The sequence below is a fragment of the Lysinibacillus sp. FSL M8-0355 genome, from assembly GCF_038008985.1.
GTDB classification, from domain to species: Bacteria; Bacillota; Bacilli; order Bacillales_A; family Planococcaceae; genus Lysinibacillus; species Lysinibacillus fusiformis_D.
Genome location: NZ_JBBPAI010000001.1, coordinates 1,152,626 through 1,175,281, shown reverse-complemented (window position 1 = coordinate 1,175,281; position 22,656 = coordinate 1,152,626). Strand labels below are relative to the sequence as shown.

Genomic DNA, 22,656 nt, shown 5'->3' with positions numbered 1-22,656 from the left:
ACTCGTCACACGGGCTTTCTTACTTATTCTTCGTCGTCTTGATATAAGTCAACTGCCACGTCATCAAAATCACTTTCTTCATCTTCAGCAGGGATGAAAGTGCTTGTAGCAGAAGGATAAATACCTAATTCACGAGCATCTGTTTCACTCTTAATATCAATTTTCCAACCAGTAAGCTTTGCAGCTAGACGTGCATTTTGCCCACGTTTACCAATTGCTAATGATAATTGATAGTCTGGTACGACAACCGTAGTTGATTTTTCTTCCTCGTTCACTTGAACATCTAATACTTTCGATGGGCTTAATGCATTGGCTACGAATACAATTGGATCTTCAGACCATTCTACAATATCAATTTTTTCACCATTTAGTTCATTGACAATCGTTTGTACACGAGCACCTTTAGCTCCAACACATGAACCTACTGGATCTACTTCTTCATTATGTGCATGGACAGAAATTTTAGAGCGATCTCCAGCTTCACGAGCAATTGATTTAATTTCTACAATACCTTCATAAATTTCAGGTACTTCCATCTCAAATAATCGACGTAATAAACCAGGATGTGTACGAGACACAATCACTTGTGGTCCACGTGTCGTACGCTCAACCTTTGTAATATATACTTTGATACGATCATGTGGATGATAAGATTCGCCTTGAATTTGTTCATTAATTGGCAATGCAGCTTCTACTTTCCCTAAACCTACATAGATATTTCGAGCATCCAAACGTTCCACGACACCTGTTACGATATCATCTTCACGGTCTACATATTGCTCATAGATTAATCCTCGCTCCGCTTCACGTACACGTTGTGTGACAACTTGTTTTGCTGTTTGTGCGGCAATACGTCCGAAGTTGCGTGGTGTTACTTCCTGTTCCACGATATCTTCTAGCTGATAAGCTGGATTAATGACTTTTGCATCTTCTAAAGAAATTTGCAAACGATCATCTTCTACCTCTTCCACAACATCTTTACGTGAAAATACACGAATAGAGCCCTTATCTAAATTTAAGTCCACTCGAACATTTTGTGCTTGATTAAAGTTGCGTTTGTAAGCTGTAACTAATGCCGCTTCAATGGCTTCAATTAACACATCTCTTGAAATTCCTTTTTGTTCTTCTAGCGCATTCAACGCATCTAACAAATCACTACTCATTTTGTTTTCACTCCTAAATATGCATTATGCTGAAAAATCAATGGCAAGTCGTGCCAATGCGATTTTTTCTTGTTCAATTGTTACTGTCATTTTACGTGTTTTAATACGTACTTCCACCACTAATGTATGTTCATCGTATGACGTTAAGTAGCCTTGGAATTCCTTCATGTCCTTAATGGGTTCATAGGTTTTTACATAAATAAATTTGCCAATTGCTTTTTCAAAATCCGTATCTTTTTTTAAGGGGCGCTCTGCTCCAGGTGAAGAAACTTCTAAATAATAGTTTTGTGTAATTGGATCTTTTTCATCCAATAACAGGCTTAGTCGTTCACTAACTTGAGCACATTGGTCAATGTCAATGTCACCCTCAGGCGTATCGACATAAACACGTAAAAACCAGTTACGTCCTTCTTTGACGTACTCAATATCCACTAGCTCAAGATTTAACTCATCCACAATTGGTTTAGCGAGCTCTTCAATTAAAGATGGTACTTTGCTCATTGTTGCCTCCTGTATTTATCAAATTCTAGCGTATGAATTGTTCATCACTGTAAGTTAATGCAGTAATGAATCATAATAAAACAGAAATTCCACCAGTTGCTTTGGTGAAATTTTACGGTCTTACCTGCTGTTAGTCAAAATTTGTTTTGCTACGGTATAACAACAGAAAAGAGCGGGTATGCCCCACTCTTTTGCTGGAAAAATATCAACAAATTATTACCATAAGGATAGCACAGTTCTCGGCACAATGCAAATTTCCTTCATGACAGTTAACCATATTGTGTCAGGATTTTGAAATTCTACAGTGACCTTTCGCCACGACACAAATCACTTACTAAAAAAGTGATAACTGATTGGCATCAGGCATGCCTTCTAAGCAACCAAGTTGGTCCATGTATTCGATAAGTGTTTTCGATACACGCCCACGTTGCTGTAAATCTTCCTTGGATAAAAACTCTCCCTCTTCCCGAGCGGCTACAATCGTTTTGGCAACGTTGGTTCCAAGTCCTGGAATCGCATCGAACGGAGGAATTAATGAATTGCCATCAATGACAAATTCACTTGCTTGAGAACGGTATAAGTCAACTTTCTGGAAACTCATGCCTCGTTCACACATTTCCAATGCAAGCTCCATCACCGTTAATAAGTTCTTCTCTTTAGTGGATGCATCTAAACCTTTCATATTGATTTCATCAATACGTGCTCGAATCATTTGCGACCCTTGAACCATCGCAATTAAATCAAAGTCATCTGCACGAACTGTGAAATACGCTGCGTAATAGAGGATTGGGAAATGTACCTTGAACCAAGCAATACGTACAGCCATTAGCACATATGCTGCCGCATGGGCTTTCGGGAACATATATTTTATCTTTTTACAAGATTCGATATACCAGCCTGGGACTTTATTGGCGAGCATCTCAGCTTCAAACTCCTCAGATAAGCCTTTCCCTTTACGTACAGACTCCATGATTTTAAAGGCCAGTGATGGTTCTAGACCTTGATAAATTAAATACACCATAATATCATCACGACAACCAATTACTTCTTTCAGCACACATGTACCGTTTTGAATTAATTCCTGTGCGTTGCCTAGCCATACGTCGGTTCCGTGGGAAAGTCCAGAAATTTGGACAAGCTCTGAGAATGTGGAAGGCTTTGTATCTTCAAGCATTTGACGTACGAAACGTGTACCAAATTCCGGGATACCCAATGTTCCTGTCTTACAGCCAATCTGCTTTTCTGTGACTCCTAATGTTTCTGGAGAACTAAAAATTTTCATTACGACAGGATCATCGGTTGGGATTGTTTTTGGATCTATTCCAGATAAATCCTGCAACATCCTGATAACCGTCGGATCATCGTGTCCAAGTATATCAAGCTTTAAAATATTGTCATGAATAGAGTGGAAGTCAAAATGGGTTGTCCGCCATTCTGCATCCTGTGCATCTGCAGGGAACTGCACTGGAGAAAAGTCATAAATATCCATGTAATCAGGTACAACGATAATTCCCCCAGGGTGTTGCCCAGATGTACGTTTTACTCCTGTACAGCCTTGCACTAAACGGTCGACTTCCGCACCTCGGAAATGTAAATTATGATCATTTGCATAGCCCTTTACATAGCCATATGCTGTTTTCTCTGCCACTGTACCAATAGTTCCAGCACGATAAACATAATCCTCTCCAAATAGCACCTTCGTATAGTTATGAGCTTGTGGTTGGTATTCACCAGAAAAATTCAAATCGATATCGGGTACCTTGTCACCTTTAAAACCAAGGAAGGTTTCAAATGGTATATCTTGTCCATCTTTTTTATAAGGTGTGCCGCATTCCGTACAGTCTTTATTTGGCAAGTCAAAGCCTGAGCTGACCGAACCATCATCAAAAAACTCAGAATGCTTACAATTAGGACAAATATAATGAGGAGGTAATGGGTTAACCTCTGTAATTTCCATGAAGGTTGCGACTAATGAAGAACCAACCGAACCACGTGAACCAACTAAATAGCCATCAGCTAATGACTTTTTCACCAGTTTGGCTGAAATTAAATAAATAACACCAAAGCCGTGTCCCAAAATCGATTTTAATTCTTTTTCAATTCGAGCTTTCACGATTTCTGGTAACTCCTCACCATAAATACGATGGGCCATTTCGTACGTTAAATTGGTTACCTCATCATCGGAGCCTTCAATTTTTGGTGTATAGAGGTCATCCTTAATCGGTTTTACATCACCAATACTCTCTGCAATTTTTTGCGCATTCGTTACAACCACTTCTTTTGCAAGATCTGGTCCTAAAAAATCAAATTCCTTGAGCATTTCATCCGTTGTTCTAAAATGAACCTCAGGTAGCTTGGATCGATTTAAAATATTAGCTCCACCCTGTGAACCAATAAGTATTTGCCTAAACATGGCATCTGTTGGATCTAAATAGTGGACATTTCCAGTGGCAACAACAGGTTTATCTATCTTCTTCCCAAGCTTAACAAGCTTACGAATAATATCCTCTAACGTCCATTCATCACGTACAACATTGCGTTCAATTAGTGGCGCATACACAGCTTTCGGTTGTACCTCGATATAATCATAGAATCGAGCAACTTGCTCTGCTTCCTCAGGTGACTTATTCATCATCGTTTCGAAGAGTTCACCATTACTGCAGCCTGAACCTACTAATAAACCTTCGCGATACTGCTCGAGTACAGCCCGTGTCACTCGAGGAACACGATAGAATGTTTTCGTATGAGAATGTGAGACGATTTTAAATAAGTTTTTTAAGCCCACATTATCAACGGCTAAAATCGTACAATGCATTGGTCGACCTTTTTTATAGGCATCGCCACCACCAATATGCTTATTGAAGTCGTCATGGTAATTAATCGCTAGCTCATCTGCATCTTTTAATAAATGTAATAGTAGATAGCCTGTCGCCTCTGTATCGTAAATCGCTCGGTGATGTTGTGTTAATTCAATATTGAATTTTTTACACAGTGTGTTTAAACGATGATTTTTCATAGTAGGATAAAGCAATCTTGCAAGCTCTAATGTATCAATGACCGGATGGGTTGTTCCTTCAAGGCCAAATTTCTTATAGCCTGTATATAAGAAACCTATATCAAATGATGCGTTATGAGCAACAACTATTGCGTCACCAATAAAGGCATGAAATTCTTTAATCACTTGCTCCACTTCAGGTGCATTTCGAACCATATCATCTGTAATTCCTGTTAGTTCAATGGTAGTAGCCGAAAGTGGATGATGTGGATTGGCAAAGCTTTCGTATTTATCTATGACATGCCCGTCTTTAATTTTTACTGCGGCCAATTCAATAATCGTATCGTAAGCCGTAGATAGCCCTGTTGTTTCTACGTCAAAGACAACATACGTTGTGTCTGCTAATAAACGATGTTCAGGAGCATAGGCAATCGGTACACCATCATCTACTAAATTTGCTTCTAGACCATAAATGACCTTGATCCCATGTTTTTTTCCTGCTGCATATGCTTCAGGGAAGGATTGCACAACAGCATGATCCGTAATAGCTATTGCTGGATGCCCCCATTTTGCGGCCTGTGCAACAAGCCGGTCAACAGGTGTAACTGCGTCCATTTGGCTCATCGGTGTGTGCAAATGTAACTCAACACGTTTTTCGCCCTCTGGTGCTAAATCTTGTCGTGTTTCTTTTTTGATTTCATTAATATCATTCGCCATGACAATTAAATCACGGATGAATGTATCCGTTTGAACAGAGCCTCGCACTTTAACCCACATGCCCTTTTTCAGATGCTGCATTAATTCTGCATCATCATTATCACGAGAGAACATTTTAACGATGATGGAATCTGTATAGTCGGTAATTTTAATTTGTAATAAGGAGCGTCCACTTTTTAGCTCTTTAATCTCCGTATCAAAAACAAACCCTTCAATAATGACACGGCGTTCTTCCTCGACAATCCGTTTAATTTCCACTATTTCATCATCTTTAATATGCATTCCAAGCTGGAATGGACGGTCACCAAGATTCGCCAATGCCGGGTTATCCTTTTTCTCTTGCTCACGTTTTTGGAAATCTTGCATCGCTTGCTGCGCTAGGGCCACTTCTTCCATACGTTTCTGCTCCATAAACGCCTCTTGTGCCGCGATCATTTCTTCCGTCTCTTCTTGTAGTACAAAGTCGATTACCATATGGGGGAAGCCGAATTGACCATAGCTTTCGGAAAGCTTGTCAGCATACTTTGTTTTCAGCATCATAAATTCCATTTCCTGCATGCAGGACAAAGTAATTTTTTGGCCATTCCACATTGGCACTTGAGAGATGAGACAGCTTTTAAGCGTCGGTGCCATCTCATCAATTTGTTCCACAACACTTAACCAGTAAGCTTGCACCAGTTCCTCTGTCACATTTTTCTCTACCGTTTCAAAGGTAGTATTAATTTGTGCAATTGCTGAAAATTTCTCCGTTAAATGTGTACGGAAAAGCTGATATAACGGAAACGGCAGTATATCTTGTAATTTAATGGTGAAATGCCAAAGTCTAACCTTTTTATGGACTGTTAGGCGTGATAATTCACCTTCCTCAAAAAATGACATGTACACATCATCTGTTAATTCTAATTGTTGCAAGAGCATTCGAAGTCTCATTCTTGCCTCTTGTTGCTGTTCCAATCTAACGACACCTACTTTCAGAAAGAGGTAGGTTGTTAAGCCTCCTCTTCTAATTCGTCTCAAAGACACGAGAGAATTCAAGAAAAAAATTCGCTCCCTCACTGCGGGCGCTCTTCAAGCTTAACAGAGTTTTACCATCTGTTGTTTCTTGCTTGGCTCACTGTCCCGCAGAAGTGTCGCGAATTATTTATCTCTATCTTATCAAAATTTTACGAAAGCCTCTATCAAAAGCATTAACTTCCAATTATAACCGATCTCTTAACAAGCCATTAGTTTTTACGGAAAAATTCGTTAAGGCGATCAATGACCTCTTCTTTTTTCCATTCAAATGTTTCACCAGTTTGACGGAATTTCACTTCTACCATACCTTCAGATGCTTTTTTACCAACCGTTACACGCACAGGTAAACCAATTAAATCAGCGTCTGCAAATTTTACACCTGCACGCTCGGCACGATCATCTAAAAGTACATCATAACGATATGATTTTAATAAACCGTAAAGTTCATCTGCTAATGCCACTTGCGCCTCATCTTTCGTGTTAACTGGCACAACATGAATATCATATGGTGCTAATTGTATTGGCCAAGTAAATCCATTATCATCTTGGAAGTGCTCAGCCACGGCAGCTAGAATACGAGATACCCCAATACCGTAACAGCCCATAATAAACGGTTGAGCCTTCCCTTGCTCATCTAAGAAAGTACCATTCATTTTAGCAGAGTATGTAGTACCTAATTTGAAAATATGACCAACTTCGATACCTTCTGCGAATTTAATAAACCCTTGTCCGTCTGGGGAAGGATCTCCCTCTTTAATAAAACGAATATCTAAGTAGTCATTCACAGCAAAATCACGCTCTGGGTTGACATTCACTAAATGGAATCCATCTACATTTGCACCTGCAATACCATTACGGATAGATTTGATAGCTTGGTCCGCTACTACCTTTACGTCTACTGGTAATTTCACTGGCCCAATTGAACCAACGCCACAGCCTAATAATTCACGGATTGCTGCTTCACTAGCCAGCTCCACAGAACCTGCATCAAGTGCATTTTTCAGCTTGATATCATTAATTTCATGATCCCCACGTGCAAGGACAACCACAAGCTCCCCGTCTACATCAAACACTAAAGATTTGATCACACTGGCTGGCTCTACATTTAAGAACGCTGATACTTCTTCAATTGTTTTTTGCTCTGGTGTTGCCACTTTTTCAACTTCTTTTAAAGCGTCATCTGATGGTTGATAATCCGCAATGACTTCAGCCATTTCGATATTTGCTGCATAGTCAGAAGTATCTGAGTAGGCAATCGTATCTTCCCCAATTTCAGATAGCACCATAAATTCATGTGTACCTTTACCGCCAATCGAACCTGCATCTGCAATGACAGCGCGGTAGTTTAAGCCAAGGCGGGAAAAAATATTTGAATACGCACGATACATATCTTCATATGTTTCATCTAAACTTTCACGTGATGCATGGAAAGAATAAGCATCCTTCATTATAAATTCTCTTCCTCGTAGTAAGCCGAAGCGAGGGCGCTTTTCATCACGGAATTTAGTTTGAATTTGATACAATGTTAACGGCAATTTTTTATAGGATTTAATTTCATCACGTACTAAAGTTGTAATCACTTCTTCATGAGTTGGTCCTAATGCAAAATCACGGTTGTGACGGTCTTTTAGGCGCATTAATTCTGGTCCGTATTTTTCCCAGCGACCTGATTCCTGCCAAAGCTCAGCAGATTGTAAAGAAGGCATTAGAAGCTCAATAGAGTTGATGGCTTCCATTTCTTCACGGATAATTGTTTCAATTTTTGTTAAGACACGTTTTGCAAGCGGTAAATACGAGTATACCCCACTTGTATTTTGACGAATAAACCCTGCTCGTAATAATTGCTTATGTGATTTTACCTCAGCATCCGCAGGTACTTCACGTAATGTTGGGATAAATGTTTTACTTTGCTTCATTCAGTGTTCCACCTTTTTTAATAGATAAGTTTATACTCTCAATAGCATAAACAAATTTAGCTTTGAGCGCAATGTTTCATAGTAATTGCGCTCAAAGCTAGAAAATGAAATTTCATTTAACTGTCATTGGTTTAAAAGAAGAATCGTTGAATATCGTTCCATGTCACGACAACCATTAAAATCATCAGTAGGACAATTCCTACGAAATGGACAATTCCCTCTTTTTGACGATCGATTGGTTTACCACGTAAAGCTTCAAAACCAAAGAATAATAAACGACCACCATCAAGTGCTGGTAATGGAAGTAGGTTCATAATTCCTAAGTTAATACTTAACATTGCGGCCCAATTCATTAAGTTCATAATACCATACTGGGCTACTTGCTCTGTTGCTTTATAAATGCCAACAGGTCCAGAAAGCGCATCTATTGTGAACTTACCAGTAATCAACATACCAAGAAGCTCAAATATTTTCATGGTCATATTATAGGTTTCTTGTGCTCCATAAACTACAGCTTTTAATGGATTAAATTCTCTCGGACTGTCATAGCGCACACCAATTTGACCATATTTTTCGCCATCCTGCTGGATTTCTTTCACAGTCATATTTAAGTTCATAGATTGTCCATCACGTTCCACAGTCACTGTAATTTCTTCGTTTGGATGATCTTGAACAATAGCGGCTAAATCCTGCCATTTTTCAACGGCTTGTCCGTCAATGGCTGTTACTCTATCTCCCGCAAGCATTCCTGCCTGTGCAGCTGGATCATTTTCTACTACTTCAGTGATAATCGGCTCGTATGTTGGGACACCGTGGATTAACCCAATTACCAAGTAAATCACAAACGCAAGAATAAAGTTAAACAAAGGACCTGCAAAGATTGTCATCGCACGTTGACCAACTGTTTTTGCATTAAATTGACGATCATGTGGTGCAATGACCAATTCACGACCATTTTCCACAAGAACACAATCTCTTGCTACGTCATAACGAACTAGACGTTCTTCTTCATCATAGCCTTCTACAAATAAATTCTTCTCTAAATCAGCACGCTCAACTTCTAAAAATAATAAATCTGGTAGCTGCTTATTACTTTGATTGAAAATAATTTTTTTCACAACATTATCTTCATCGACAATTAGCCCTATTCGATAGCCTGGCTGTAGTTCAGTGCCATCCATATCCTCGCCGGCCATACGAACATACCCACCGATAGGCAATAATCGAATAGTATACATTGTTTCTCCATGCGTTTTCCCATAAATTTTGGGACCCATTCCAATAGCAAATTCACGCACTAAAATACCTGCACGTTTAGCAAATAAGAAATGTCCAAGTTCATGGAAGAAGACGAGCATCCCAAATATTAAAATAAATGCAATGGCTGTTTGCATAATATCCCACCTTTAATAGCGATTAGTTAACGATACAGTACTTTCGTTATTTTACCATGTCTAACACTATTTTTCTTGTCTCACTGTCCACATGTAAAATCGTTTGTAAATCTGGTACTGCAATGTTTTGATGTGCATGCATTACTCGTTCAATCGTCTCATCAATTTCAAGGAATGTAATTTTCCCTTGTAAAAAGGCTGCAACTGCCGCTTCATTTGCTGCATTCATCGCTGTCAAAATGGTACCACCTGTACGACCAGCCTCATATGCTAAACGCAAAGCCGGATAACGCTCAAAGTCCATATCTTGAAAATGTAGTTGTCCAATTTGCGCTAAATTTAGTCGCTGACCATTATGTAATGGTATACGATCAGGATAGCTTAAAGCATATTGAATCGGTACGCGCATATCTGGCGTGCCTAGCTGAGCAATCACACTAGTATCATGATACTCAACAAGAGAGTGAATAATACTTTCTCTATGCAAAAGTACATCTATTTTATCATATGGCATATCAAATAAAACATGTGCTTCAATGACTTCTAATCCTTTATTCATCATTGTTGCGGAGTCTATCGTAATTTTTGCGCCCATAGACCAGTTCGGGTGATTCAATGCATCTGCGACCGTCACATGTTGTAATTGGTCACGTGTTTTATCACGGAAGCTACCACCTGAAGCTGTAATAATTAAACGCTCAATATTTTTGGGATTTTCGCCATTCATTGATTGGAAGATGGCTGAGTGCTCGCTATCAACAGGTAAAATCGTGGCCTTATGTTTTTTGGCTTCTGCCATGACTAAATGACCAGCTGTAACAAGTGTTTCCTTGTTAGCAATGGCAATCGTTTTGCCCATGCGAATAGCTGCTAATGTTGATTCCAGACCAACACTGCCTAGCACAGCATTGACGAGTACAGTTGAGTCTGGATGTGTAGCAACTTCTACAAGACCTTTCGCCCCAAATGTAAATTGGATTTCAGGATAATCTTTCGCAAGGTCTCGTGCATCCTCTTCTAGCTGCACAGAAACTAGCTCGGGTTTTAATGTTTCAATCATTTCTCGTGTTTTCTCAATGTTTTTCCCTGAAGAAAAAGCCACTAATTGAAACGCATCACGTTGTTCTTTTAAAATATCGTAGGTTTGCCAACCGATTGAACCCGTTGCACCTAATAAACTAATTTTTTTCACAACAAATTGTCCCCTTTTTCTATCTAAGCAAATGATTTAGCAAGATGTCTTTTAATATACAGATTAATTACCAAACAAATGTAAAAAATGAAGGAGAGGCACGACAAATAATAGACTATCGAAGCGATCTAAAATTCCGCCATGCCCTGGTAAAATATTGCCCGAATCTTTTACATCAAAATGACGTTTGATAGCTGATTCTACCAAATCTCCCATTTGTCCAATAATAGAGGCAAAAATCGTGACAAAAACAAGTGATATATAACCATTTGCAAATGGGTAAATGAGTTGCATACCAACTGCAAAAATAACCGCAATGACAATTCCGCCTAGAAAACCTTCAATCGTTTTCTTCGGTGAGATTTCAGGCCATAACTTATTCTTTCCTAATTTTCTTCCTACAAAATAGGCACCTGAATCTGTTGTCCAAACAACTAATAAACAATAGACAACATACTCTAATCCAACATTTCTTGTTTCAATTAAATAATGGAATCCTAACCCCACATAAAATGCACCCAATAAAATAAAGCCCACTTCGTCAAAGGTTATTTTATTTTTTACAAGGACCACGTAAATCAGCAGTAACATCATTAGACCATAAACAACCATTAAATTGGATGAATAGCCTATTGTCTCTACAACTTTTTCACTCCAATCTTTCGGTATAACAAGTAATACTAATGTTATTAACCCTAGAAAACCAGGCACAGAAAAAATGGAAATCCCTTTCATTTTTAAGATTTCATAAAAACCGACAATAGCCATTGCAAGCACAAGTATGGTAAATGGTACTTTGCCATAAATAACGAACGGAATAAAAAGTGCTGCTGCAATTATTGCCGTGATAATTCGTTGTTTCAAGTTGTTTCTTCTCCCTTCAACCCACCGTAACGGCGATTACGCTTCTGATAATTTTCCACCGCTTCCAGTAAGCTTTCCTCACTAAAATCTGGCCACAATGTATCTGTAAACCAAAATTCTGTATAGGCGAGCTGCCATAACATAAAGTTACTTAATCGTACTTCACCACTTGTACGAATTAGAAGATCTGGTTCAGGCAAATGGGCCGTCATTAAATGAGACGTTAAGCATTCTTCTGTTATGTCTTGCATCGTTAATTGACCGTCCTGCACTTTTTGCAGCATCGTTTTCATGGCATTGACCATTTCAGAACGACTCCCATAGTTCAGCGCAAAATTTAAGACAAGCCCTGTATTATGCTTTGTTTCTTCCATTGCCTCATACAACGCCTTTTGCGTATGAGCAGGTAATAAGGATGGATCGCCAATCATTTCGACACGTACATTACGCTGCATCATTTCTGGTAAGAAAGAACCTAAAAATTCAACAGGTAGACGCATAAGAAAATCAACCTCTGGTTTTGGTCGCTTCCAATTTTCTGTGGAAAATGCATATACGGTTAAAACTTTAATTCCTAAATCCGACGCAAACCTAGTTACTTTACGTACGGTCTTCATTCCTTCATGATGACCAGCAACTCGTGGCATAGCACGTTTTTTCGCCCAACGTCCATTTCCGTCCATAATAATCGCTACATGGGCAGGAATCGGCTCGCTTTTAGTTAGGGCCACACGCTCCTCCAATGATAGTGTATCCATATTTATTTGTTTTCCTAATAGCTTTTTAAACATGCTAACTCCCCCACTACAACTAATCGGACGTATACTAACCTATCATAACAAACAAAAGCGCTTTTTGTCTTTTTTTTCCCTCTAAATTGACTATGTATGTACTAGCTTATTTTAGAACTATACACATAATAAAGAATAAGTTTGTTAGAAAATCGATGATGTTGTTATTAATGATCTTTTCGCATTTCATGTATGCTCTTTATATGACAAAGCAATTGATTATGAACAATAAAGCGAAAAGACGTCCTGTTATGTATAGGACGCCTTCATCTCATCAAAAAGTTCCATCATAGACATGTAAAACGTCTTGTTTACACCTCTAAAATTTCTTTTTCTTTATCTTTCGCTACTTGATCTACTTTCACAATGAATTCATCTGTTAATTTTTGAATATCGTCACCATAGCCACGTAGATCGTCTTCTGTGATTTCGCCAGCTTTTTCAAGTTTTTTCAAATCATCGTTTGCATCGCGACGAACGTTACGTACAGCAATTTTTGCGTCTTCTGCTTCTTTTTTCACTTGCTTTACTAGATCCTTACGACGATCTTCTGTTAGCGCTGGAATCATTAAACGAATGATCGAACCATCATTTGTTGGTGTAATCCCGATATCTGATTTCATAATTGCTTTTTCAATATCACCTAAAATTGTTTTATCGTAAGGTGTAATGACTAGTAAGCGAGCTTCTGGTACAGAAACACCTGCAAGTTGGTTAATTGGTGTTGGTGCCCCATAGTAGTCTACCATGATACGATCCAATAAAGATGCGTTCGCACGACCCGCACGAATAGATGATAGTTCACGTGAGAAAGCTGTGATTGTTTTGTTCATTTTTTCTTTTGCTTGTTCTAAGACTTGTTTAGCCATTATACGTTCCTCCTAACAACTGTTCCGATTTTTTCGCCTTGTACAGCACGTTTAATGTTACCTGGCTCCGTAATTGAGAAAACAATTAGCGGGATATCGTTATCCATACATAAAGTGGAAGCCGTTGAATCCATTACTTGTAAGCCTTGTTGGATAACTTCTAAGTATGTGAGTGTATCATATTTAATGGCTGTTTCATCCACTTTTGGATCTGCCGAATAAACGCCATCGACATTATTTTTAGCCATTAAAATCGCATCTGCGTCAATTTCTGCTGCGCGTAATGCGGCAGTAGTATCAGTAGAGAAGAACGGATTACCTGTCCCTGCTGCAAAGATAACGACACGTTTTTTCTCTAGATGTCTAACTGCTTTACGACGAATGTATGGCTCCGCTACTTGAGTCATCACAATAGAAGATTGAACGCGTGTTTCAATACCTAATTTTTCAAGAGCATCTTGTAAAGCTAGTGAGTTCATAACGGTTGCTAACATGCCCATATAATCGGCTGCAGCACGATCCATTCCCATTTCACTACCTATTTTACCACGCCATATATTACCGCCACCTACAACAACAGCAACTTCTACATCAAGATCTACTACTTCTTTTACTTCTTCTGCAACAGACTTGATTATTTTTGGTGATAAACCGAAGCCCGCTTCTCCAGCTAACGCTTCACCACTTAGTTTAATAACTACTCGTTTATATTGCGGTACACTCATTGTAAACCTCCGTAAGACTTTATTTAAAACCTTTCTATTCCCTTTTCCATTATAGTATATCTAACAATAATTGCTAGTTGTGAATAAGGCAGAATAGAAAATTATATCCGTTTTTCATTTCGGAAAAATAGGGAACACGCTATGTTGTGTTCCCCATTTTAGTCTAGATAATCTAGATATTATTTGATTAGAATCAAATGCAAGCGAAATTAGTTACCTTTAACTTGGCTCATTACTTCTTCTGCAAAGTTATCTTCACGTTTTTCGATACCTTCACCAACAGCGTAACGTACAAAGCCGTTTACTGAACCACCAGTTGAAGCTACGAAATCACGTACTTTTTGATCTGAGTTTTTAACAAATGTTTGATCAAGCAAGCAAACGTCTTCGAAATATTTACCAAGACGGCCTTCAACCATTTTCGCAACGATGTTTTCTGGTTTACCTTCGTTAAGAGCTTGCTCTGTTAATACTTTACGCTCACGTTCAACTTCTTCAGCAGAAACTTCATCGCGAGAAACATATGTTGGGTTGATTGCTGCAATGTGCATCGCAACATCTTTAGCTGCTGCTGCATCAGTAGAACCTTCTAAAGTCACTAATACACCAATACGGCCGCCCATGTGTAAGTAAGCACCGAATGCATCTGCATCAGATTTTGATTTAATTTCGAAACGACGAAGTGTAATTTTTTCACCAATTGTTGCAACAGCTGTTGAAATTTGATCTTCAATTTTTACACCTTCAGCATTTGTAAGCTCTAAAGCGGCTTCAACTGAAGCTGGTTTAGCAGCAAGTAATTGCTCTGCTAAAGAAGAAACTAATACTTGGAATTTGTCGTTTTTCGCAACGAAGTCAGTTTCAGCGTTTACTTCCACGATAATCGCTTCGTTACCTTGTTCTAAAATGTAAGTTGTACCTTCTGCAGCGATACGGTCAGCTTTTTTAGCAGCTGACGAAAGACCTTTTTCACGTAGGAAGTCGATTGCAGCTTCTAGGTTACCATCAGTTTCTACTAACGCTTTTTTACAATCCATCATACCAGCGCCAGTTTTTTCGCGTAATTCTTTTACTAATTGTGCAGTAATGTTTGCCATTTAGTGTTTCCTCCTCAAATTGGTTGAACTATTTAATGATAGGTTCTAAAAAAGGTGATAAGGGTTTTGAGCCACTTATCACCTTTTTGTAAACGTGAATTACTCAGCAGCAGCTTCTACAGCTGGAGCTTCTTCTTCACCTTGTTTTGACTCGATTAAAGCGTCAGCCATTTTAGCAGTTAAAAGTTTAACAGCACGAATAGCATCATCGTTAGCAGGGATTACGTAGTCGATTTCATCTGGATCACAGTTAGTATCAACAATACCTACTAGAGGGATGTTTAATTTACGAGCTTCTGCAACAGCAATGCGCTCTTTACGTGGGTCAACCACGAACATTACGTCTGGAAGATCGTGCATATCACGGATACCGCCTAGGAATTTGATTAGACGTTCGTGTTCTTTTTTAAGTTGGATTACTTCTTTTTTAGGAAGAACTTCGAAAGTTCCTTCTTCTTCCATTTTTTCGATTTGTTTCATACGTGCAACACGTTTTTGAATTGTACCGAAGTTTGTAAGAGTACCACCTAACCAGCGTTGGTTGATGTAGTAGTTGCCTGAACGTTCAGCTTCATCTTTGATCGCTTCTTGTGCTTGTTTTTTCGTACCAACGAAAAGAACTTTACCACCGTCTTGACCAACTTGACGCATGAAGTCATAAGCTTCCTCTAATTTTTTAACCGTTTTTTGTAAGTCGATGATGTAGATCCCGTTACGTTCAACGAAGATATATTTCTTCATTTTTGGGTTCCAACGACGAGTTTGGTGACCGAAATGTACACCAGCTTCAAGTAATTGTTTCATAGAAATTACTGACATGTGAATTTCCTCCTAGTATGTTTGGTTTTTATCCTCCGCATTTATCATCTGCAACAAGCTACCCTAAGCTTAGAGCACCACTTACTACATCAAAATGCGTGTGTAGTAATAACACCATTTGCAACTATATCATAGCTTTGATTGATTCGCAACAATTTAGTGATGAAATTTCAGTAAAAGCTCGATTTCTGTTTTCCCCTTTTGCAGTTGTTTCGCTATCTCCTCTACCGATTTTCCCTGCTTTGTTAATTCTAGCGCTTGCTGTTCCACCGTCAGCATTTTTTCTTTTTCAGGTAGACTTGCCATCTCCTCTTTTGGAGATGGCACTGCTTGTGCCTTTTTTGCACCAGTATGTTGCTGACGTGAATAAGCATTTGCTACAATTTTTTTAGGTACGTAGATACGAGAATCTTTATCTAAACTTAGCGAACTATCACTTTTAGTCCCTTGGGTTAAATCCGAAGACGACTGTTCCATTGGTGTCACACTTTGTTCTATTTGCTGCAAGCTACTCGCCGCTATTTCGGGCTGTTTGACATTTTGTAACTCTTTAATAAGACGGTCATTTTCATCTTTCATTTCTGCTAAATAAGCCGTAATCGTATCGTCCATTTCCCTCATTAAACGTTCTTGCTTCTTTTCTAAATCCTTAAATTTTGCTAGCTTTGTATTTAAAATAATAAGGAAGTAAAATGAAAGTAGCTGTAAAAAGAATAGTAACGCTATTAGTATGGTTGTCATTGTAAACTCCTATCCACTAAAATCCACGAAATTCCCTTTAAACGGATGTTGTGCCTGTTTTTCTTGTTGACCCTGCTTCTTTTTCTTCTTTTTATGAATACCTGTTAAATATTCGCCACCTGCATCCTCATCCTCACTAATTTCATCCATACCTTCTGTTGTATTGACAATTTTTTGCTTGCGCTCTACTTCTTTTTTTAATGCTTCATTTGCGTGTGCCTGTTGGGCTAATGCTTGTTGCTGTGCCTGATCTGCCATTTTCCCCGCTTCAAATGTTTTTGGAATAGCAATTTGTAATTCGACACCTTTTAAACTCATTGGAATCTCTCCCTCAAGGATATTTACGCATTAATCATTTCACTTGATAATAGCTTTCGTAGCTTTAATAGCGCTTTTGAATGAATCTGTGAAATACGTGATGTTGACAGTTCAAGCATTTCACCAATTTCAGTCAAAGTTAATTCCTCTGTGTAAAATAAACTAAGTACAAGCTGTTCTTTTTCATTGAGCTTTTGAATATTCTCAGCTAAGTCACCTAATAACTCCGATTTAATAACAGTTTGCTCAGGTGTTTTTGTCGTATCATCTCGGATGACAAATGACTTACCGTCCGCTTCCTCTTGATCCTGTTGCTCATTAATGGAAAGAACATTTGAAAAAAAATGCTCTTGCACTGTCTGATACACATCTTCAACAGATACTTCCATATGCTCCGCAAGTTCCTCAGGTGTTACATGACGCATATATTTTTGCTCTAATTGTTCAATTTGAGCATCTAATTTTTTGGCTTTTTCACGCGCTGAACGCGGTAACCAGTCTTCCTTACGTAAACCATCAATGATAGCGCCTCTTACTCTAAACGAAGCATATGTATCGAATTTTAAATCTCTGTTAATATCAAATTTATTTAATGCATCAAAAAGCCCTACCATGCCTAAACTCGTTAAATCGTCTCGTGATACGCTCTTTGGCAAACCCGCACCAATACGTTGGACATGGTAAGATACTAAAGAAATATATTTTTTTATAAGTAAATCACCAGCATCTGGATCACGCTCATGAATCCAGCGATTCCATAGTTTTTGCTCATCGTTCAGAATTGGTTGTGTCATGAAATCCACCTCTCTAAAAACGCTTTACGCGCCCGTTTGCCACTGACTATTTGCGCTCATAAAATTAATCATTCAACAGGATTTTTCGGTTAATCTTTGTAAAAAATCCACATTAAAGCTAATCTAGACGTGAGCTTCGAATAGTTAAAAACTCGATAAGCAGTTGCCATCTTTCCTATATTATAACAAGAATCGACTATAATTTCATTTGTTTCTCTTACTCTCTAATATATTCCTTCATTTTTTAATCTCATAGAAAAACTGTACCCTTGTTATGATGAACAGTTGGATACAGTTCTAAAATTTTGTCTACAGAATTAAACTTATAATTTAGGACGCTATTTAATTCGATGCTAAGGTGCATCATAACTATGACATTGAACAAAAAGGTTATAATACCTACATTGCATCCACAATGTACCAATTGTCGTTTCAAAAACGTGCTATAATTTTTCCATTGAATATTGAGATCTACGAGCGATTGCTTCAGCCCATTACTAATACCATGTTCGCCCTTCCCCTCCTTTTGACCATTTTTGCTTATCTGCTTCATTAAGCGGTGGTTTTCCTCCTGTAATAAAGTGCGCTAATAAGCTAGCCTGAGCTTTTGAGTTTCTCGTATAATAAAGCCTTCAAATGCCCAATAAAAAAAGAGCCGCTATTCGCGACTCATTTTTACGCATTCACTTGTTGCTCTTCTTCTCGATTCATCATCGTTCGTACTACTTGAGCAATTTCCTCGGAATTTTCATCTTGAAATTCAACCGTTGAATTAACTGCTGGAGCTTCTTGCTTTGCGCCATCAGTAGCATCAAGTTCATGATCTGTTAGACCATCTTCATCCACTTCTTCATTAGCCTCTGGCGTAAACATGATGTAAGCAATTAAAAAACGTACTATATACATAGCGATAAAGACGATAATTGCTACAACAAAAGCGCTGATGATTATGCGAAGGGGAGTAGAAGGTTTTTGAAATGTACTGAAAAAATAAATTGAAAAAGCAATTAATGCTCCCCATAGATTGTAAAAAATAGAACCAAACATTAGATTTCGCTCACTCCTTGGTTAACTGTTCGAATATGTAATATCGACGTTGCAGGATTAAATTCAATCGTTCTACCACTATTTCCACCAGTATCCTCGGCCACTAAAGGTACTCCATGTCTCTTTAACTCATGTTTAACTGCTTCTACATTGCGGGGACCGATACGCATCGTATCTTTGTCAGATGTAAATTGAAACATCTGCGCCCCCCCTGCAATTTTTGCCTTTAGTTTAAATTTTTGAACGCCTTCTAATTTTAATAAATCTATCATTGCTGCAATACCTGAATCTGCAAATTTTGCCACATTGATTGACTCAGCTCTACCTAAGCTTGAATCTGGTAACATCACATGGATTAAACCAGCAATTTTTTTTGACTCATCATATAAAATAACGCCCACACAAGAACCAAGACCAGAAGTTCGAATGGTGTTAGGTAACTTTACTACATCCATTTGTGCAATTCCCACTTTAATTACTTGTCCACTACTGCTGCTTAACATCATCATGAAACTCCTAATGCTTTAAAAATTGCATCGAATGAGTCGGGATCGGGAAGCAGGAAGAAATGACCTCTCACCGTTTCGTGGTCTTCTACACCTTCTTCAAAAATGGATGTATTTATCACAATAACATTATCACTTACATGTGATAATTCGATTAAACCAATACTGATAATAGCGCCAAACATATCTACACTTAGACCAGGTACTGTTGGGTAAATTTTCAAATTGGTAAAGTCCGATAAGGCAGATAAATAGGAGCCCGATAAAATATTGCCCATTTCTTGCATAGCTGATAAGCCTAGCTCTGAAACTGGTTGTTTTTTAAAGTCAAATGTATCATCAAAAATAAGACGACGGATAAAGCGATTTGCTTGCTCGATAGGTAAAATAAAGAACATACTTCCTTCAGCATCTCCTTCAATACGAAGGTAAATACCAACTACAACGTTTTCAGATCCGCCAGCCAGTTCCATCATTTCGTTAAAGGACACCATTTCTACCTTTGGAACGCGCATATCAATTTTTTTCCCAAGTAAATTGGAAAGTGCTGTCGCGGCATGCGCAGCACCAATATTTCCAATTTCCTTTAATACATCTAAATGTAGCGATGTAATCTTTTGATTAAATGTCATTATCGATCCCTACTTTAGTGGATTTAATACTTTTTCTAAATGTAACAAGATTAATAATCGTTTCTCTACTTTGGCAACACCTGAAATAAATTCTTCTTCAAGTGAGCCAACGACCTCTGGTTGCGGTTCAATTGCACTTGCTGGAATATCAATAACATCGTTCGCTGAATCTACAACAAAACCTACTTCCATATCTTCTAATGAAATAATGATAATGCGTGTTGTTTCTTCATGTTCAGAAACAGGTAGTTCAAAGCGTTCACGTAAATCGACTATTGGTGTAACAACACCTCGTAGATTGATTACACCTTTCACATATTTCACGGTTTTCGGTACACGCGTAATATGCATTAATTTTTCAATTCCTTGTACATGGGACACGGGAATTGCATATTCTTTATCTGCTAGCTGAAAAACAATTACTTTAATACTTTCTTGTTCCACTGCGTTTGTCATACTTTACACCTCTCTTATTCATTCACCTTATTTAATTAGTGCGTTGCAATCTACAATTAAGGCTACTTTACCATTACCTAAAATCGTTGCACCTGAAATGGCAAAGATATTTGTTAAGTAATTTCCTAATGACTTCAAGACAATCTCTTGTTGTCCAATGAAAGAATCCACTACTAGACCAGCAAGTTTTTCACCTTTGCGAACAATTACAACTGAATGGAATTCTTCATCTTGTGACTCTTTACGAGGAACCTCAAAGATTTCCTCTAAGAATACCAATGGAACAACCTTGCCACGGAAGTCGATTACTTTTTGATTATGCGCATTCATAATCTCTGATGAACGGATAATAGATGTTTCAATAATAGAAGATAGTGGAATTGCATAAATTTCTTTTTCAATCTCCACCAGCATGACTGAAATAATCGATAATGTCAGTGGTAATTGAATCGAGAAGATAGATCCAACATCCTGTGTAGATTCAATTGAAATATTGCCACCAAGTGATTCAATCGTTGTTTTCACAACATCTAAACCTACCCCACGACCAGAAACATCAGAAATGACATCGGCAGTTGAGAAGCCTGAAGCTAAAATAAGCTCATTAATCTGTTTATCAGACATTGAATATGATTGTTCTTGTGTCACAATGCCTTTTGAAATAGCTTTCGCTAGTACTTTTTCACGATTAATGCCCGCGCCATCATCTTCAATTTCAATAAAGACATAGTTTCCACTATGATACGCACGTAGGACAACTGTTCCTTCTTCTGGCTTACCTTTTGCACGACGAGCCGTCGGATTCTCAATCCCATGATCCACAGAATTACGGATTAAGTGAACTAGTGGGTCCCCAATTTCATCTATAACCGTACGATCTAACTCGGTTTCTGCACCGATGATTTCTAGGTTGATCTTTTTATTTAAGTCACGTGATAGCTGACGAATCATTTTTGGGAATCGGTTGAATACTGTTTCCACTGGTACCATACGCATCGTTAAAATAATTGTTTGTAGATCACCCATCACACGACTCATGCGCTCTACTGTTTCATTTAACTCACCATGATTCACTTCTGTAGCGATCGATTGTAGTCGACCACGATCAATGACAAGCTCTTCAAACAAGTTCATTAAAATATCAAGACGTTCAATATTTACACGAATCGTTTTATTCCCTACAGGTGCATGAGCTTTATCAGCTTTAGCTGGTGCTGCTGCTTTGGCTGGTGCCGCAACAGGTTCAGCTTTCGCAGGCGTAGCTGCTGGTGTTGGTTCTGCTTCTACCACTGCTGTTGCTGCTACTTCCTGATGGGCTTCATATTGTTTTTCACTAAATTTCTTCAGGTCAATTGTTGTCACAACGACTTCATCAACCTCTGAAACCTTCATTATTTTTTTCTGCATATCTTCGGCTGTTTCTTTTGTCACAAAAGCAACATAGAATTGTTGATCAAACTGTTCATCTTCAAGCTTTTCAACAGATGGACTGGACTTAATGACATCTCCATCTTTTTCTAAAATTTCAAACACCATAAATACACGTGCAGCCTTTAATAGGCAATCCTCACGTAATGTAACTGCAATTTCAAATGCATTGAAGCCTTGTTCAGATGATTGTGTAATAACTGTTTGTTCAAAGCTATCATATTCTAAAACACTTGCAACGACTGCTGGTGCCACTGTTGCTACCACTTCTGGTACTGCTTCCTCACCTAATTCAATGCGCTTCAGTTGAGCAACAGTTGATGAAACATCACGTTTACCATCTCCACCGTTCGCAATATCCATCACCATTTCTTCTAGATGATCAACAGATTCAAAGACAACATCTAGTATTTCAGGTGTGACATGGATTTTCTCATTACGAATAGCATCTAAAACATTCTCCATTTTATGTGTCAAATCCGCTAAATCTTCAAAGCCCATTGTGGCAGACATACCTTTTAACGTGTGGGCAGAGCGGAATATTTCCCCAACAATGGCCAAATCATCTGGATTCTTCTCTAATTCTAATAAATGTTCACTACATGCTTGTAAATGCTCTTTACTTTCTTCGATAAACATCTCTAAATATTGATTGACTTCCATAAGAGGACACCCCT

General features: G+C 38.3%; 20 protein-coding genes. All 20 read right to left on the bottom strand.

Translation table 11 applies throughout. The annotated features are described in order from the left end of the window. Positions 1-23: 23 nt before the first annotated feature. The 20 genes from nusA to MKY46_RS05445 all read right to left on the bottom strand — a co-directional run bounded on the left by nusA (position 24) and on the right by MKY46_RS05445 (position 22,642). Positions 24-1,163, bottom strand: a complete 1,140-nt coding sequence (gene nusA / locus MKY46_RS05540) for a transcription termination factor NusA (RefSeq protein WP_058843511.1) — start codon at positions 1,161-1,163, stop codon at positions 24-26. Between the two features lie 24 nt (positions 1,164-1,187). Beyond that, on the bottom strand, positions 1,188-1,664 hold the full coding sequence (gene rimP, locus MKY46_RS05535) for a ribosome maturation factor RimP (RefSeq protein ID WP_036121405.1): 477 nt from the start codon (positions 1,662-1,664) through the stop codon (positions 1,188-1,190). Between the two features lie 334 nt (positions 1,665-1,998). Next, entirely contained in the window at positions 1,999-6,330 is a 4,332-nt protein-coding gene (locus tag MKY46_RS05530; RefSeq protein WP_089932000.1) for a PolC-type DNA polymerase III, read from the bottom strand. Between the two features lie 269 nt (positions 6,331-6,599). Continuing rightward, a complete protein-coding gene (locus tag MKY46_RS05525) occupies positions 6,600-8,306 on the bottom strand; it encodes a proline--tRNA ligase (RefSeq protein WP_058843510.1) in 1,707 nt (568 codons plus the stop codon). Between the two features lie 131 nt (positions 8,307-8,437). Further along, positions 8,438-9,700 carry an RIP metalloprotease RseP gene (gene rseP / locus MKY46_RS05520; RefSeq protein ID WP_141903475.1) on the bottom strand — a complete coding sequence of 421 codons (1,263 nt, stop codon included), beginning with the start codon at positions 9,698-9,700 and terminating at the stop codon, positions 8,438-8,440. Positions 9,701-9,746: 46 nt separating this feature from the next. Then, a complete protein-coding gene (gene dxr, locus MKY46_RS05515; RefSeq protein ID WP_058843508.1) occupies positions 9,747-10,892 on the bottom strand; it encodes a 1-deoxy-D-xylulose-5-phosphate reductoisomerase in 1,146 nt (381 codons plus the stop codon). A 63-nt stretch (positions 10,893-10,955) separates the two neighbouring features. Then, positions 10,956-11,756 (bottom strand): phosphatidate cytidylyltransferase, encoded by an 801-nt coding sequence (locus MKY46_RS05510; RefSeq protein ID WP_036124178.1) that lies wholly within the window; start codon positions 11,754-11,756, stop codon positions 10,956-10,958. After that, positions 11,753-12,547 (bottom strand): isoprenyl transferase, encoded by a 795-nt coding sequence (locus MKY46_RS05505; RefSeq protein WP_036124181.1) that lies wholly within the window; start codon positions 12,545-12,547, stop codon positions 11,753-11,755. Before MKY46_RS05505 ends, MKY46_RS05510 begins: the two co-directional genes overlap by 4 nt. Positions 12,548-12,858: 311 nt before the next feature. After that, on the bottom strand, positions 12,859-13,416 hold the full coding sequence (gene frr / locus MKY46_RS05500) for a ribosome recycling factor (RefSeq protein ID WP_036124184.1): 558 nt from the start codon (positions 13,414-13,416) through the stop codon (positions 12,859-12,861). After that, entirely contained in the window at positions 13,416-14,141 is a 726-nt protein-coding gene (gene pyrH, locus MKY46_RS05495) for a UMP kinase (protein ID WP_036124188.1), read from the bottom strand. Before pyrH ends, frr begins: the two co-directional genes overlap by 1 nt. A gap of 209 nt (positions 14,142-14,350) precedes the next feature. Further along, positions 14,351-15,238, bottom strand: coding sequence for a translation elongation factor Ts (gene tsf / locus MKY46_RS05490; protein ID WP_036124190.1), 888 nt, complete (start codon positions 15,236-15,238; stop codon positions 14,351-14,353). A 99-nt stretch (positions 15,239-15,337) separates the two neighbouring features. Beyond that, the gene (gene rpsB, locus MKY46_RS05485; RefSeq protein ID WP_004269262.1) at positions 15,338-16,057 is read right to left on the bottom strand and encodes a 30S ribosomal protein S2; all 720 of its coding nucleotides are present in this window, start codon (positions 16,055-16,057) and stop codon (positions 15,338-15,340) included. Positions 16,058-16,213: 156 nt separating this feature from the next. Then, a complete protein-coding gene (locus MKY46_RS05480; RefSeq protein ID WP_036124194.1) occupies positions 16,214-16,798 on the bottom strand; it encodes a hypothetical protein in 585 nt (194 codons plus the stop codon). A gap of 9 nt (positions 16,799-16,807) precedes the next feature. Then, on the bottom strand, positions 16,808-17,116 hold the full coding sequence (locus MKY46_RS05475) for a hypothetical protein (RefSeq protein WP_036124197.1): 309 nt from the start codon (positions 17,114-17,116) through the stop codon (positions 16,808-16,810). 23 nt (positions 17,117-17,139) lie between these two features. Next, the gene (locus tag MKY46_RS05470; protein WP_036124200.1) at positions 17,140-17,910 is read right to left on the bottom strand and encodes a FliA/WhiG family RNA polymerase sigma factor; all 771 of its coding nucleotides are present in this window, start codon (positions 17,908-17,910) and stop codon (positions 17,140-17,142) included. A gap of 675 nt (positions 17,911-18,585) precedes the next feature. Next, the gene (locus MKY46_RS05465) at positions 18,586-18,957 is read right to left on the bottom strand and encodes a hypothetical protein (protein WP_036124203.1); all 372 of its coding nucleotides are present in this window, start codon (positions 18,955-18,957) and stop codon (positions 18,586-18,588) included. Next, on the bottom strand, positions 18,957-19,463 hold the full coding sequence (locus tag MKY46_RS05460; RefSeq protein ID WP_369802726.1) for a chemotaxis protein CheD: 507 nt from the start codon (positions 19,461-19,463) through the stop codon (positions 18,957-18,959). Before MKY46_RS05460 ends, MKY46_RS05465 begins: the two co-directional genes overlap by 1 nt. Continuing rightward, complete coding sequence (locus MKY46_RS05455) at positions 19,463-20,095, bottom strand: chemotaxis protein CheC (protein WP_036124206.1); 633 nt, start codon at positions 20,093-20,095, stop codon at positions 19,463-19,465. The genes MKY46_RS05460 and MKY46_RS05455 overlap by 1 nt, the downstream gene beginning before the upstream one ends. Before the next feature lie 9 nt (positions 20,096-20,104). Further along, positions 20,105-20,551, bottom strand: a complete 447-nt coding sequence (locus MKY46_RS05450) for a chemotaxis protein CheW (RefSeq protein ID WP_036124209.1) — start codon at positions 20,549-20,551, stop codon at positions 20,105-20,107. A gap of 27 nt (positions 20,552-20,578) precedes the next feature. Beyond that, positions 20,579-22,642: a chemotaxis protein CheA gene (locus MKY46_RS05445; RefSeq protein WP_036124212.1), complete on the bottom strand. Its 2,064-nt coding sequence runs from the start codon at positions 22,640-22,642 to the stop codon at positions 20,579-20,581. Positions 22,643-22,656 lie beyond the last annotated feature (14 nt).

What these genes read in the sequence shown, in the direction of transcription:
- MKY46_RS05470 (WP_036124200.1), bottom strand. Translation starts at nt 17,910, where the DNA reads ATGACACAACCAATTCTGAACGATGAGCAAAAACTATGGAATCGCTGG.
- frr (WP_036124184.1), bottom strand. Translation starts at nt 13,416, where the DNA reads ATGGCTAAACAAGTCTTAGAACAAGCAAAAGAAAAAATGAACAAAACA.
- MKY46_RS05445 (WP_036124212.1), bottom strand. Translation starts at nt 22,642, where the DNA reads ATGGAAGTCAATCAATATTTAGAGATGTTTATCGAAGAAAGTAAAGAG.
- tsf (WP_036124190.1), bottom strand. Translation starts at nt 15,238, where the DNA reads ATGGCAAACATTACTGCACAATTAGTAAAAGAATTACGCGAAAAAACT.
- pyrH (WP_036124188.1), bottom strand. Translation starts at nt 14,141, where the DNA reads ATGAGTGTACCGCAATATAAACGAGTAGTTATTAAACTAAGTGGTGAA.
- rpsB (WP_004269262.1), bottom strand. Translation starts at nt 16,057, where the DNA reads ATGTCAGTAATTTCTATGAAACAATTACTTGAAGCTGGTGTACATTTC.
- rimP (WP_036121405.1), bottom strand. Translation starts at nt 1,664, where the DNA reads ATGAGCAAAGTACCATCTTTAATTGAAGAGCTCGCTAAACCAATTGTG.
- MKY46_RS05455 (WP_036124206.1), bottom strand. Translation starts at nt 20,095, where the DNA reads ATGACATTTAATCAAAAGATTACATCGCTACATTTAGATGTATTAAAG.
- MKY46_RS05525 (WP_058843510.1), bottom strand. Translation starts at nt 8,306, where the DNA reads ATGAAGCAAAGTAAAACATTTATCCCAACATTACGTGAAGTACCTGCG.
- rseP (WP_141903475.1), bottom strand. Translation starts at nt 9,700, where the DNA reads ATGCAAACAGCCATTGCATTTATTTTAATATTTGGGATGCTCGTCTTC.
- nusA (WP_058843511.1), bottom strand. Translation starts at nt 1,163, where the DNA reads ATGAGTAGTGATTTGTTAGATGCGTTGAATGCGCTAGAAGAACAAAAA.
- MKY46_RS05460 (WP_369802726.1), bottom strand. Translation starts at nt 19,463, where the DNA reads ATGATGTTAAGCAGCAGTAGTGGACAAGTAATTAAAGTGGGAATTGCA.
- MKY46_RS05480 (WP_036124194.1), bottom strand. Translation starts at nt 16,798, where the DNA reads ATGACAACCATACTAATAGCGTTACTATTCTTTTTACAGCTACTTTCA.
- MKY46_RS05465 (WP_036124203.1), bottom strand. Translation starts at nt 18,957, where the DNA reads ATGTTTGGTTCTATTTTTTACAATCTATGGGGAGCATTAATTGCTTTT.
- MKY46_RS05475 (WP_036124197.1), bottom strand. Translation starts at nt 17,116, where the DNA reads ATGAGTTTAAAAGGTGTCGAATTACAAATTGCTATTCCAAAAACATTT.
- MKY46_RS05505 (WP_036124181.1), bottom strand. Translation starts at nt 12,547, where the DNA reads ATGTTTAAAAAGCTATTAGGAAAACAAATAAATATGGATACACTATCA.
- MKY46_RS05450 (WP_036124209.1), bottom strand. Translation starts at nt 20,551, where the DNA reads ATGACAAACGCAGTGGAACAAGAAAGTATTAAAGTAATTGTTTTTCAG.